The organism is Nesterenkonia muleiensis, assembly GCF_003600155.1.
Lineage (GTDB): Bacteria > Actinomycetota > Actinomycetes > Actinomycetales > Micrococcaceae > Nesterenkonia > Nesterenkonia muleiensis.
Genome location: NZ_QWLD01000014.1, coordinates 19,462 through 32,792, shown reverse-complemented (window position 1 = coordinate 32,792; position 13,331 = coordinate 19,462). Strand labels below are relative to the sequence as shown.

Sequence of the window (13,331 nt, the reverse complement as noted above, 5' to 3'; positions counted from 1 at the left end):
TAGGGTTGGTTTCAGAGTCCGGTTGCTGCGGGGTCCAGCGTCCCAGGGTCCATGCCGATGCTGCCGACGATGCACCAGTCCGCGCCATCGGCATCCCCCGGTGAAGCCGGCCGGCGCACCGGAACGCCGGCTTCCTCAGCGATCACCGCGCCGGCTGCCCAATCATGCTCCTGAATGCCGAATTCGGCATAGGCGTCCTGGGTGCCTTCGGCCACCATGCAGATGTCCAGAGCGGCTGCGCCGAGCCGGCGAATATTGCCGAAATGCTCATTCATCGCGGCAACTGACCGGGCCTGTGCTGCCTTGCGCGCCGGGTCGTAGCCGAAGCCGGTGGCCAGCAGCCCTGCGCTGAGATCTCCCCGCGGACCGGACAGCGGCACCGGTGGTGTCCCCTCGCGCGCGGTGAAGGCGCCGAGACCCCTGGCCGCCCACCACACCTTGTGCAAGGCCGGAGCGCTGACCACTCCCAGGATCCACTGGCCATCCGGAGCCTGCAGGCCCACAGAGGTGCCGTAGTACACGATGCCCCGGACAAAGTTCGTGGTGCCGTCCAAAGGATCGATGGACCACCGGTAGCCGGTGGGTTCGGCGACTTCCGTGGTGCCGTACTCCTCCCCGGAGATCACATCATGGGGCCGGTGCCGGCTGATGACTGAGCGCACCGCCTCCTCAGCACGCCGGTCGAAATCGGTGACGAAGTCAGACTCAGAGGACTTGGTGGTGATCCCGTGCCCATTGCGGTCCAGCGGCTGTCCCGCCGGGGCGGCCTCGTCACGCTCAGCCAGGACGGCGGCCCCGGCGGCAGCGGCCTGCTGGGCAATCGCGAGGAGCGCTCGCAGGCTTGTCGGAGAGTCCCGCGAATCCTCCAGACCCCGGTATGCTCCCTCAGGCAGCTCACTGTCAGTCATCGGTCTCATCAAGTCCTTCCGGTCCGCCATTGAGAAGTACGGTGAACTGCTCCTCGTCCAGCACGGGCACCCCGAGGGATTCCGCTTTGGTCAGTTTGGAACCGGCGTTCTCACCGGCGACCACATAGTCGGTCTTCTTGGACACTGACCCTGCCGCGCGTCCGCCTCGGCTGATGATCGCCTCCTTGGACTCATCCCTGGAGTAGCCCTCCAGAGAGCCGGTGACCACTACGGTCAGGCCCTCGAGGGTGCGTGGGGTGTCCTTGTCCACCTCGTCCTCCATGCGCACTCCGGCAGCAGCCCAGCGCTCAACCACGTGGCAGTGCCAGTCCACGCTGAACCACTCGCGCACCGAAGCGGCGATCACCGGCCCGACCCCGTCGATCCCGGCCAGCTCGTCCTGATCTGCCGCGCGGATCTTCTCCATGGACCCGTAGGCAGCCGCCAGGGCCCGGGACGCGGTGGGCCCCACATGCCGGATGGACAGAGCCACCAGAACCCGCCACAGCGGCTGCTCCTGCTTCTTACGCTGCAGCTCCTCGAACAGCTGGACCGTATTGGCGGTGGGCTCCGAAGGCCTTTTCAACTCGCCGTCGCGCCCGTATTGAGGTTTGGTCCAGAAGTACAGCGCCGGGGCCCAGTGTCCTGTGGGTTCACCCGAGACGCGCACTTCACGCCAGACATAGACGTCCTTGAGATCTTCCGGGGTGAGGCCGAACAGGCCGGCCTCGCTGCGCAGCACCGGGGACTGAGGCGCGACGACACCGGCGGAATCCTGCTGCACCGGAGCGCCTGAGGCTGCCAGGGCGGCCTGATCGATGTCTTCGGGTGTTTCCGGGCGGCGCAGGTCCGGGTTGGTCAGTGCCAGCCCCGCCTCATAGCCGAGGGCTTCGATGTCCAGCGCGCCGCGGGAGCCGATGTGGATGATCCGCTCACTGAGTTGGGCGGGACAGGATTCGGCGTTGGGGCAGCGGTAGTCCACGTCCCCCTCCTTGCCTGGGGCCAGCAGCGTCCCACAGGCAGGGCAGTGCTGCGGGAAGACGTACTCGTGCAGCTCAGCCTCACGGCCCTCGCGAGCCGGCAGCACGGGGCCGAGGACTTCGGGGATCACATCGCCGGCTTTGCGGATGAAGACATCGTCACCGATCAGCACGCCTTTGGCTCTGACCACGTCCTGATTGTGCAAGGTGGCTCGCTGGACCTCGGAGCCGGCGACCTTGACCTTCTCCAGCACCGCGTAGGGGGTCACCCTGCCGGTGCGGCCGACCTGTTCGCGGATGTCGATCAGCCGGGTGGTGACCTCCTCAGGGGGATACTTGAAGGCCGCAGCCCAGCGTGGCACCCGTGAGGTGTGGCCCAGAGCTCGCTGGTGGGTGAAGTCATCGACTTTGATGACCACCCCGTCGATCTCGTGGAGGAGATCGTGTCGCCTGTCCTGGTAAGTGTCAAGGTAGGCCTCGATCTGCTCGAAGGACGTCAGAAGCTCGGTGTAGGGAGAGACCGGCAATCCCCAGGCCGCCAGCTGGTCGTAGGCCTCATGCTGACTGGTCAGCTCCAGCCCGGAGCGGGCACCGATGCCGTGGACGAACATCGACAGCGGGCGCTGGGCGGTCTTGGCCGGGTCCTTCTGGCGAAGTGAGCCCGCGGAGGCGTTGCGTGGATTGGCCAGCGGCGGCTTGCCTGCGGCGATCAGGGATTCGTTGAACGCTGCGAACTCCGCTGAGGGCATGAAGATCTCGCCGCGGACCTCAAGCTCCTCGGGGTGGTGGTCCCCGGTCAGGCGCTGGGGGATGTCCTTGATGGTGAGCACATTATGGGTGACGTCCTCTCCGGTGGTGCCGTCTCCGCGGGTGGCCCCGCGGACCAGCTCGCCATGGCGGTAGAGCAGGCTGATGGCCAACCCGTCGATCTTGACCTCGACCAGCCAGCGGGGCTGCTCGCCGGGGCGCAGCTTCTCCAGGGACGTCACCGTCCGGTCGTACCAGGTGCGCAGCTCAGAACGGGAGAAGAGGTCCTCCAGGGAGTACATCCGCTGAAGATGCTCTACCGGGGTGAAGGCGGAAGAGGCTGCCCCGCCGACCTGCTCGGTCGGTGAGTCAGCGGACTTCAGCTCCGGATGCTCAGCCTCGATGCGGCGCAGCCGGTGGATGAGCCGGTCATACTCCGCATCGGAGATCAGCGGCGCATCCTTCTGGTGGTAGGCCACCTGGTGGGTGGCCACCTCCTCGGAGAGTTCAGCGTACTCCTCACGGAGGCCAGCGGAGGCGGTGGTGCCGGCGTCGTCCCTTATCGTCACTCGCCCCAGTCTAGCCGTGCTCCCATGATGAGAATCGGCGGTCTGAAATCTGCGCTGCGGGAACGGTCCCGCCCGTAAGTGCAGAAATCACGTCGGCGATGCGGGGTGTTCTTGCTGGCAAGGTGGAACCCCTCAGGAATGGGCGGTCTGCGGCTGGACATCCATCTGATCGACTGGCGCCTCATAGCGCAGGACTGCGGCGACGTTCTCAGCCACCGAGGTGCCGACCAGGGCGACTTCAGCGTCAATCAGGGCCGCTGCACGCAGCAGTTCGTCCTCGGCTTCGGCATCTTCGTCATACCGCAGCAGCAGGGTCTCCACCGCACCGAGTGTGGCGGCACGGCGGACGTTCTCCGCGCCCTGGACCGCCAGGCCGTTGGCCTGTGCGCTGCCAAAGTGTTCGGTCTGCTCCCTGGCCCGGTCCAGGGTGATCTGGCGTGCGGTGCTCCGCAGGGCCCGCTGCAGAGACTCTTCGGCGCTTTCGTCACCGGTGTCGCTGGGAATCCCGCCGCCGGCCTCCACCTCATGGGCGATGCCCTGGAGTTCTGCCGGCAGGTCATTGAGCAGAAGTTTCCGGCCTTGGACCTCACCGGCGACCACCACCGCCTCAGGCCGCCAGGTGGCAGCGGCTGCGCGGACGTGCTCGGCGATGTCACGGATGTTCAGCCAGGCGGCCTCATCGGAGCGCTGCTGCATGCGGCGGTGATGCTCTGCACCCTCACGAGGCTTGTGGACACTCTCTGTGGCGGATCCCTCCACCTCGGAGACCTTGCCGGAGTCCAGCACCGCTGCGGAGGTGAACACCTCCCGGCGCACTGCCGCGCGCTCCTTGTCCACCAGCACCACCAGGGCGCGCACCGAACGGGTCCGCTGGCGCACATAGTCGCCCAGAGCGGGCAGATCGCCGAGGACTGCACGGTCGCCACCATCGCGGGTGGCGTCGAAGTCCTCCTCCAGCAGGAGTCCGTGGCGGTTGGCCACCAGCACCCGGCCCTCAGTCTGGACAGCAGTGATGTTCTCGGTCAGGATTGCATCGTCCAGAGCGTCAAGGGCCTCCTGATGGGTCCCGGCGTCGGCGAGCTGACCGCGCAGCTCATCCCAGCGCAGCCGAATCTCGTGCTCGGCATCGGGGCTGGCAGGAAGAGCCTGCAGATACACCGTGGCAAAGGGTGGTGCATCCTCGTAGATAGGGCGAAGTGTAGCGAGCTGCATCTTCATCACCTTCCTCATAAAGGGTCGGGTTCGACATGCTCGGACAGTGCTCTTCACACTAAAAGCCGCAGATCAGCGCGGACTCGAAGAAAGCTTGACGTTCTCTGGTCGCTTCGTAGACGCCGTGTGGTGAAGCTGGTCCCTGCCGTCGAGGTGCCCGGTGATGAGAGTGCTCAGGCGGACCTTCGCAGCTGCTGGACAGCCTCCAGCCGCTCCACGCTGAACTCGCCGGGCCGGTGGTGACGGCAGAACCCGCCGTCGGGAACCTGCTGGAGATATGTGGCCATCTGCGCCAGCTCGGCTGCCGAGAACTCCTCAAGACGACGACGCCGCGGCCGCGTCTCACGCCGGGTGTCTCCGCCGGCTGGAACCTCCAGGCCGAAGAGGGTCTCCAGGGCTGTGATGTACTCATCGCCGCGGCCGGAGGCGGCCAGCTCTCGGGCGCGGACAGTTGGTGTGTGCAGCAGTTTGCGGACCATTCTGCGGAGCCCGAACTCCACCTCCTCGGAGGCGGCTGTGCAGCCGTGCTGCTTGCGGACTTTCTCCATCTCCTCGTCCAGCAAAGACTGCACGTGCTTTCTCAGGGTGATGATCGCATCGTCGGCGTTCCGCTCGGCACGCTCGGTCACATAGGTCTTGACCGAATCTGAGACAACTGTGCGGGCTTCCTCCACTGAGGCTGAGGTTTCCTCCGGGGCGGCAACTTTCACCGACTCCAGAGTGATCAGGTCCACCCCGGGAAGTTCGGCGACCTCCGGGGCGAAGTCATGGGACAGTGCCAGGTCGACCACGGTCAGCGGGTGGTTGCGCTCCTCCAGCTGTGCCAGTGAGCGAATCTCTCCGGCCGTGATCTGCCGGTTGCCCCCCGAGCAGCCGATGACCATATCAGCCTCACCGAATGCGCCGACCAGTTCGTCCATCCTCAGGGCCCGTGCCTGTCCGCCGCGCCCGTTGAGGAACTCGGCGCGCTCGGCCAGAAACTGCTCAGCGCGGCCGGAGCCGGAGAAGACTGCGATATCGGCCACCCCGCGCTCGGCCAGCTGCGCCAGCGAGGTCCCGGCATAGGCACCGGTGCCGATCAACACCACCTTGGCGTCGCGGTAGAACTCCGGGCCGTGGCCGCGCATATCACCGGCGATGTCCAGGGCCACGGAGACGATGGACCGGCCGCGGGAGCCCAGCGCGGTCTTCGCCCCGACCTCTTTGGCCGCGCGGGTGGCGGACTCGAACAGCCTGGTCAGTGAACCGGACGCGGTGCCGGCAGCCTGAGCCTCAGCCAGAGACCGGCGCACCTGGCCGGCGATCTCCCGCTCGCCGATCACCGCGGAGTCCAAGCCCGCGCCGACCTCGAAGAGGTGATGGACGGCGTCGTCGTTCACCAGGGTTTTGAAGGAGCGGTCCACCGTCTGGGGGTCAAGGCCCGAGGACGCGGCCACTGCCGTGATCAGTTTCTCCCGCCCGGCCTCCAGATCCTCCGGGTTCGCCGAGGCGGCCTCCGCGTAGATCTCCAGTCGGTTGCAGGTGGCCAGCGTGATGGCAGGCAGATCAACAGCAGCGGCAACATCGGCCGCTCCTGAGGAGAGAGTCCCCACAGTCTCCAGGTCGAGATCTGAGTGGGTGGCAACAAGCGAAAAGAGAACCACAGCGCCCCAATTCTACGCGCAATAGAAAAACTTTGCTGAGGTGTTCGCCGCTGTCCCCGTTCAGGGCAGAATGGAGGTCATGACCACAACACACCTTCCGCCCGACCACCCCTTGGGCTCCGGACTCACCGCTGATGCTCCGCTGATCAACCAGTACCGGGGGTCCCGCAGCAGCACCGGAGAACCCGCCAGGTCCGGGCGGCGTCCAGTGTGGTTCATGCGGCAGGCCGGGCGTTCGCTGCCGGAGTACCGGAGGCTGCGCGAAGGCACCACTATGCTGGATTCCTGTCTGAACCCCGAGCTGGCCAGTGAGATCACTCTGCAGCCGGTGCGCCGCCACGGTGTGGATGCGGCCATCTTCTTCTCTGACATCGTGATCCCGCTCAGGCTGGCCGGTGTGGGGGTGGAGATCAAGCCCGGTGTTGGCCCGGTGCTGGACTCCCCAGTGCGCACCGCCGCCGACGTGGCTGCGCTGCCTGAGCTGGACGACGCCGCCTTCGCGCCCATCACCGAGGCTGTGCAGCGCACTGTGGCCGAGCTGAGCACCTTGGGCCCGGAGGGCAGCGCGGTGCCGCTGATCGGCTTCGCCGGTGCCCCTTTCACCCTGGCCGCCTACATGGTCGAAGGCCGGCCCTCCCGCGACCACCTGGGCCCGCGAGCCATGATGCACGCTGACCCGGAGACCTGGAACGCACTGGCTGCCTGGGCGGCAGATGTCTCCGGCCGGTTCATGCGCGCCCAGGTGATGGCCGGGGCCTCCGCCGCGCAGCTGTTCGACTCCTGGGCTGGATCTTTGGGCCGGGCGGACTACCAGAATCATGTGTTCGAGCATTCCCGTGCTGCGTTCTCCCATGTGGCCGGGCTCAGCGGTGTCAACGGGGTCAGCGCTCCGCTGATCCACTTCGGCACCGGCACCGGGGAGATCCTGGACCTGATGAAGGATGCCGGAGCCGATGTCCTGGGCGTCGACTACCGGCTGAACCTGGCTGAGGCGACTCGGCGGTTGGGCCCCGGGACACCTCTGCAGGGCAATATCGACCCCGCCTTCCTCACCGCCGGCTGGCCGGTGCTCGAGACCCATGTCCGCGAGGTCATCGCCGCCGGCTCTGGCGCCGCCGGGCATGTGCTCAACCTCGGTCACGGCGTTCCCCCTGAGACTGACCCGGCCGTACTGACACGTGTGGTGGAGCTGATCCACTCCCTCGACGATGAGGCCGCCGTCTGATCATGCCTGAACTCACCTTTGCGCCTCCACAGGTTCGTCTGGCCCTTTTCCCCTGTGGGTGGTCGGGCAAGACTGAGGCAGTCATCCCGCAGGCGGGGCGCTGATGGCCCGCGTTGCCGTGGTGGGCGGTGGAATCGCCGGGCTCACCGCAGCATGGGAGCTGGCCCGTGCCGGGGTCCAGGTGGATCTCTTCGAGGCCACTGACCGGCTCGGCGGGGTCATCGCTCCGGTCACACTCTCCGGGGTGCAGGTCGATGCCGGGGCTGAGGCTTTCGCTACCCGAGTGCCGGCGGTCGGTGAGTTCCTCGCCGATCTGGGGCTGGAGGAGCAGATCGTCTCCCCGAACCCCGCCGGTGCCTGGTTGCAGCTGCCGGAGTTCGCGGCACCGCTTCCGGCCACCGGGATCCTCGGCATCCCCGGGGAGCCAGGGGCCGACGACGTCGCCGCCATCCTGGGTGCCCAGCACGCGGCACGGGCTGCCGAGGACCTGAGAGCGCCCATGACGTGGACCGCCGGGCAGAGCCCGAGCCTGGGGGAGGTGGTTGCTGAGCGGATGGGCCCTGCGGTGGTGGAGAAGCTGGTGGCACCGATCACCTCTGGGGTGCATTCGGCTGATCCCTATGACCTGGCTGTCAGCGCCGCCCATCCACAGTTGTATCGGGCTATGCTCGCCGAGGGATCACTGGCCACAGCGGTGTCCAGGCTGCGCGCCGCAGCGCCGGCAGGCTCAGCGGTGCAGTCCCTGTGGGGAGGGATGAGTACTCTCATCTCCGCTCTGGAAGCCCAGCTTCGGGACCTCGGTGTGAACATCCACCTCAACACCGGTGTCTCGGAGGTCCAAGTTCACCGGAATGGTGTCCGGATGGGGGTTATTCTGGCAGATTCACACCTCCGGCCTGGACGAGGTGAGGTGGAGGCCGAGCACCTGATCATGGCAGTGGAGGGACCCGAGGTCGAGGCTCTGCTCGGTCAGGAAAGTGCAAGCGCGGCGCGGCACTCGGCTCAATCTGGCGTCGCCCTGGTGACACTGCTGGTGCATGCCCCTGAGTTGGACTCCCACCCACGCGGCACCGGGATGCTGGTGGCACCCAGTAACGAGAATATCCGGGCCAAAGCCATGACCCATATCTCCGCCAAATGGGCCTGGGCCGCTGAGGCGCTCGAGGCCAAGCTCGGGCCCGGGCATCACCTGCTCCGGCTCTCCTACGGCCGGGTCAACGACTCACCTGGCGCTCTGGGCTTCGGCTCCTCAGACCGCGATCTGATCACTGCGGCCATTGCAGATCTCCCTCACCTCACCGGTGCCCCTGTGGCCGGCGAACAGATCGTTGACCGGACCGTGGTGCGCTGGCAGCGGGGACTCCCCGGTGGCGGTGCCGCCCAGCGCGGTGATGCCGAAGACCTCAAAGCGGCTTTGGCCATACAAGGCGCAGAGGGCGGACCGCAGCTTGCCGCCGTCGGTTCATGGTTCGCCGGCACCGGACTTGCCCAGGTCATCCCCGATGCTCGGGCGCAAGCTCGAGAGCTGTGCGTGCGCTTGGCAGAAGAAGGCAGTTCATTGGACTTGCGGTGTCATTGAGGACTGAGGATCCTCAAGAAGCGCAGAAGTAGATACCTATACCGAGCACGGGCCTTCCTCGGCGTAGTAGCGGGTCAGTGGTGTTGGCAGCGAGCGATCGCTATCCGCGGCGGACACGGAGCATAGAGGCAATCTGCAGTCATCCCCTTGGACTAGCGTCGCCCTCGGTCTATGGTGTCTGCGCTGTCCCGAACGGCGTAGGGGCTGGCTGCGTATTCTTGAGGTGCGTCTTTCTTCGCCCCAAATATGATCGCTGTGCCTGCTGGCTCGATCGTGTTGCGGGATGCGAGAACGAAAACTTCTCGTACGGTGGAGTTGCGGAGTTTCCGCCTCGCTTCTTATCCGGTGACGTGGGAACTGTATTCGCGTGTGCTGGGTGTCAAGGTGCCGGGCACTGAGGAGGCGGATGCGCCAGCACACTCGGTGTCATGGCTTCAAGCGGTGAACTGGTGCAATGCCTTGTCCGTCGAGGCGGGGCTCGCTCCGGCTTATGATGTCGGCCATGCCGGGGTGCTCTGGGATGTGAGCGCCGAGGGGTTCCGGCTACCGACGGAGGCGGAGTGGGAGTGGGCCTGCCGAGCGGAATCGACTGGCCCGCACTACGGTCCACTTCCGAACATTGCATGGACCGATGCTGACGCCGTGACTGGCGCGCAGCGGGTGGGGCGGAAACAGCCCAACGCCTTCGGGTTGTTCGACACGCTGGGCAACGTGTGGGAGTGGTGCTGGGACTACTCCGACCCAGCTCGGTACGCCGACTATCGCGTCCTGCGTGGCGGAGGATGGGCCGACAAGCATTGGAGCGTGCGCGCATCGGTGCGACGAGGCAGCATGCCGGGTGCGCAACTGGAGGACCTGGGTTTCCGGCTGGCCTTGGGTGCCGTAGGAGATGCCTCCGACCACGCCGCTCAGGGGTGGTCACAGCGGGCCGATCAGGAACGCGCGCAGATCAACGGTCCGATTCCCCTTGGCTGGACGCCGCTTCGGGGAATCTCCTACGGTTCGCCCGAACAAAGCTGAGACAGGGGCACGTGATGATTCCCGGGCAGATTGCACTCATCGAACGCCTCCGTTCCCTGCTCGCTGACCAGCCGGTGGTGCGCGAAGTATCGATCTTCGGCGGCAGATCAGTGATGGTCAACGAAAAGATGATCGTCAGTGCCCTGAAAGATGGCGGCCTGCTGGTGCGGGTCGATGCCGACCAGCACGACAAACTCCTCGGCAGACCGGGAGCAGTGCAGGCCGAGATGGGGCCGGGGTGCGATACGGGTCCGGGCTGGATAGAGGTCGAGGCCGAGGCGATCAGTGACGATGAGCATCTGTCCTCCTGAGTCGGGACCGCGATGGAATACAACCGCTCGGTGACTGGCGGCCACCCATGAGCGCTCGGGACAGCTCTCCATTACGCACGGCTTGCCTCTCACATTGATGTGAGGTTTTAGCATAAGGGCCATGTCACAAGAACCCCGCAACTCAGCACCCCAGACCCGCGTCAAGCAGCTGCGCCTCGTCGTCCAGGTAGAGGACTTCGATACGGCGCTGGCATTCTACCGAGACGTTCTCGGTCTGCCTGAACGCGCTGCCTTCGAAGGAGAGGACGACGCGCGGGTCGCGATCCTCGATGCCGGCCAGGCAACCCTGGAACTTGCGAATCCCGCCCAGACGAAGATGATCGACGCTATTGAGGCCGACAGGCAGCCCAGCGCACGAATCCGGGTAGCATTCGAAGTTGACGATAGCTCCGAGACAACAGCCGCACTCGTTGAGAACGGAGCAGCCCTGGTCGCAGCCCCGACCGAGACGCCATGGCGATCCATCAACTCCAGGCTGCACGCTCCTGCCGACCTCGAAGTCACCCTGTTCCAAGAGCTAGAGCCTGCATCGACGCGGCAGGCTCAATCAGGCAGATCGGTCAGGCAGATGCGGTGAATCGGCGACCATCGCGGTAAAGGTGGAGTATGCCGTCCATCTACCTTCATGCCGAGCCCTGCGTCTTGGAAGCCCTCGCCGACACCGGCGCTGTTGTCATCCAGGGCGCCCCACAGGTGGGCAAGACGACGCTCGTCCAGGAGAGACACCACGGGGTTCCTTGCTCGTTGTCGTCGCGGCTCTGCGGTGATCAGTCGGATGCCTTAGCTTGCGAGATGCCGTCGAGGTATGCGCGAACGATATCTTCTACGTTGATCTTGGCTCCGCGCACCGCGCGCTGCATCAGCAAGCTGTCCATGAGGGCGACGAGGTCATGGGCGTGCCGTGCAGGTTCTGCGACCCCCAGGCTAGAAAGCAGTCCCTCGGCGGCGCGGATCAGGCGGGGCCGCAAGGGTGGATCACCGGCTAACGCTTCGAGCATTGCAGGATCACTTCGGTATTCGATGTGCAGGGCGATTCTTGCGAGGTGCTCGTCGGCTCGAACGAGGGTCATATCGAGTCCGTGCGCGATCAGTGCCGCAGCTTGCGGGACTGTAGGCCGGTCTGGAATCGGCATACGGCCCATGTCCATCAATGTCCGAGTCGCGAGTCGCTGAACGATGAGTTTCGTAAGATCGCGTCGGGTTCTCGCATAGTACGAGGTCGAACCGACCGGTAGGGCAAGCTCCGCGTCGATTGCTCGGTGCGTGAGCGCACGGACCCCACGTGAGGCGATCAGGCGTATTCCTGCCTCGGCGATCTCAGAACGGCGATCAGTTCCCGCAGCTTGCTCCGACATGGATACAATCCTAGAATAACTCTACTTCTGTAGAGGGCAAGGAGTGGGAATGCGTATCGCAGTAATCGGCGCGGGAATCGGCGGTCTCACCGCCGCTGTCGGTCTACAGGCCGATGGCCATGAGATCACGGTCTTTGAACAGCGGCCGGAGCCGAGCCCTGACGGTGCGGGTCTGACGCTCTTCGGCAATGCGTTTGAGGCACTGGACTTGCTCGGTCTCGGCGATACCGTCAGGGCTGTTTCCAGTGGAGCCATCGCGTCGATGCGTCCTGGCCAACGGCACCCGTCAGGATCGTGGCTCATCACTGTTCCTCAACGCGCGATCGCGTCGATGCGCAGCGCCCACCGTGTCGACCTCCACCGAGCACTCACTGAGCACCTGCGAGCCGGAGCCTTGCACACTGGACAGACGGCGCTTGTTGCTGCTGATGGCTCCCCGAGCGTCACAGTCGGCGATCGCACGGAGGACTTTGACCTCGTCGTCTCAGCCGATGGCATCCGCAGCCGAAACCGGGTAGCGCTCGGCCTAGATACTGGGCTCCGGTATGCGGGATACACCGCCTGGCGTGGGGTGACCAGTCGCCCTGTCGATATTCAAGGAGAGGCCGGGGAAACCTGGGGTCGCGGGCAGCTCTTCGGGATCGTGCCCCTTCCAGATGGTCGGGTGTACTGGTTCGGAACCCTGAGCACTTCAGCGGGTGCGGCGTTCTCCGACGAGCACGAGGCAGTACAGCGGCAGTTCGCCGGCTGGCATGATCCGATCCGAGAGTGCATCAGCGCCACCCGTCCGGAGGCGGTGATGCGGCACGATGTTTACGACCTCGCCAAGCCCCTCACCTCGTTCACTCGCGGGCGCACCGTCCTGCTCGGTGATGCGGCTCATGCCATGACGCCGAACCTCGGACAAGGCGCAGGGCAGGGCATTGAGGACGCCGCCACCCTTACACTGCTACTCCGGAATGCGAGCAGGAGCGACTGTGATTCGATACTTGCCCGATACTCGGGCCTCCGGCGAAAGCGCACCAGAACAGTCTTGCAGCGCTCGCGTATGGCGGGCCGAGTCGCGCAGGCCGCAAACCCTCTCACGGTGGGTCTGCGCAACACCGCCCTGCGACTCACGCCGGGCAGCCTCATGGGCACGCTGAGCCAGCGCATCCATGCTTGGCCGAAACCGACCGGATAGTCGCTCATACAGTTGTTTCCACTCATGGAATCACTGCGAGAGCCTCCTGCGGCCAACCGAAACCGCCGAAAGAGTTCGGTCTGGACGCGACTATCTGCACGACTTTACTGTGTTCTCAACATCGCGGTGATTTCCGTAGGTACCGGGAGTACTTCTACGCCGTACCGTTCGGTCCCGGCAAGGGCCCGGCAAGGGTCCAGCGGCTTCACCACCGAGTTGAATCGAGATCACATCTCTGGCTCTGTCGAATGTAGTGCTGGCGGGTTGCGCAACTCGCGTGGTGGGCGCGGCAGATCGCGGCGATCTGAGCATCGGCCATGCTGATCGGCATCTCGGCCTGGTCCCGGCCCACGGTGATACGGCGGACGCCTACAAGAATCTCAACGAGGGTGATCGTAGTAATAGCGACCTCAGGGGTCAGAGACTCGAGCCAGGATGTCACGAGCCTCGGCCTCCACGGAACGCCCATGTTCTTTTGCCTGGGCTGCAAGATTCCTGGTGATGGACTCGTCGAGCCGCGCACAGTGATCGTTGCCATCTTGATCACCTCCACCCACCCATTCCCTCCTGGTCTTCGG

General features: G+C 65.4%; 13 protein-coding genes. 6 read left to right on the top strand and 7 right to left on the bottom strand.

Annotation, left to right across the window (positions count from 1 at the left end):
- Positions 1-11 precede the first annotated feature (11 nt).
- The 4 genes from DVO78_RS04365 to DVO78_RS04350 form a co-directional block, all read right to left on the bottom strand.
- Entirely contained in the window at positions 12-908 is an 897-nt protein-coding gene (locus tag DVO78_RS04365; protein WP_120003597.1) for an inositol monophosphatase family protein, read from the bottom strand.
- Positions 901-3,204, bottom strand: coding sequence for an NAD-dependent DNA ligase LigA (ligA, locus tag DVO78_RS04360; protein WP_238385141.1), 2,304 nt, complete (start codon positions 3,202-3,204; stop codon positions 901-903). The genes DVO78_RS04365 and ligA overlap by 8 nt, the downstream gene beginning before the upstream one ends.
- Positions 3,205-3,336: 132 nt before the next feature.
- Positions 3,337-4,416 (bottom strand): baeRF2 domain-containing protein, encoded by a 1,080-nt coding sequence (locus DVO78_RS04355; protein WP_157983870.1) that lies wholly within the window; start codon positions 4,414-4,416, stop codon positions 3,337-3,339.
- A gap of 173 nt (positions 4,417-4,589) precedes the next feature.
- Positions 4,590-6,059 carry a glutamyl-tRNA reductase gene (locus tag DVO78_RS04350; protein ID WP_120003594.1) on the bottom strand — a complete coding sequence of 490 codons (1,470 nt, stop codon included), beginning with the start codon at positions 6,057-6,059 and terminating at the stop codon, positions 4,590-4,592.
- Positions 6,060-6,138: 79 nt separating this feature from the next.
- On the opposite strand from DVO78_RS04350, the gene hemE reads away from it, so the two are divergent.
- The 5 genes from hemE to DVO78_RS04325 all read left to right on the top strand — a co-directional run bounded on the left by hemE (position 6,139) and on the right by DVO78_RS04325 (position 10,792).
- Positions 6,139-7,284 carry a uroporphyrinogen decarboxylase gene (gene hemE, locus DVO78_RS04345; RefSeq protein ID WP_238385140.1) on the top strand — a complete coding sequence of 382 codons (1,146 nt, stop codon included), beginning with the start codon at positions 6,139-6,141 and terminating at the stop codon, positions 7,282-7,284.
- 103 nt (positions 7,285-7,387) lie between these two features.
- Complete coding sequence (hemG, locus tag DVO78_RS04340) at positions 7,388-8,863, top strand: protoporphyrinogen oxidase (protein WP_120003592.1); 1,476 nt, start codon at positions 7,388-7,390, stop codon at positions 8,861-8,863.
- Between the two features lie 246 nt (positions 8,864-9,109).
- A complete protein-coding gene (locus DVO78_RS04335) occupies positions 9,110-9,883 on the top strand; it encodes a formylglycine-generating enzyme family protein (protein WP_120003591.1) in 774 nt (257 codons plus the stop codon).
- 14 nt (positions 9,884-9,897) lie between these two features.
- Positions 9,898-10,194: a TfoX/Sxy family protein gene (locus DVO78_RS04330; RefSeq protein ID WP_120003590.1), complete on the top strand. Its 297-nt coding sequence runs from the start codon at positions 9,898-9,900 to the stop codon at positions 10,192-10,194.
- A 121-nt stretch (positions 10,195-10,315) separates the two neighbouring features.
- Positions 10,316-10,792 carry a VOC family protein gene (locus DVO78_RS04325; protein ID WP_120003589.1) on the top strand — a complete coding sequence of 159 codons (477 nt, stop codon included), beginning with the start codon at positions 10,316-10,318 and terminating at the stop codon, positions 10,790-10,792.
- A gap of 190 nt (positions 10,793-10,982) precedes the next feature.
- Here DVO78_RS04325 and DVO78_RS04320 read toward each other — a convergent pair whose 3' ends face one another.
- Positions 10,983-11,570, bottom strand: a complete 588-nt coding sequence (locus DVO78_RS04320) for a TetR/AcrR family transcriptional regulator (RefSeq protein ID WP_120003588.1) — start codon at positions 11,568-11,570, stop codon at positions 10,983-10,985.
- A 49-nt stretch (positions 11,571-11,619) separates the two neighbouring features.
- On the opposite strand from DVO78_RS04320, the gene DVO78_RS04315 reads away from it, so the two are divergent.
- A complete protein-coding gene (locus tag DVO78_RS04315; protein ID WP_120003587.1) occupies positions 11,620-12,753 on the top strand; it encodes an FAD-dependent monooxygenase in 1,134 nt (377 codons plus the stop codon).
- 205 nt (positions 12,754-12,958) lie between these two features.
- On the opposite strand, the gene DVO78_RS04310 is transcribed toward DVO78_RS04315, so the two are convergent.
- Both DVO78_RS04310 and DVO78_RS18350 read right to left on the bottom strand, forming a co-directional pair.
- Positions 12,959-13,195, bottom strand: a complete 237-nt coding sequence (locus DVO78_RS04310) for a PIN domain-containing protein (protein ID WP_238385139.1) — start codon at positions 13,193-13,195, stop codon at positions 12,959-12,961.
- Positions 13,164-13,310, bottom strand: coding sequence for a FitA-like ribbon-helix-helix domain-containing protein (locus DVO78_RS18350; RefSeq protein ID WP_420799051.1), 147 nt, complete (start codon positions 13,308-13,310; stop codon positions 13,164-13,166). The genes DVO78_RS04310 and DVO78_RS18350 overlap by 32 nt, the downstream gene beginning before the upstream one ends.
- Positions 13,311-13,331 lie beyond the last annotated feature (21 nt).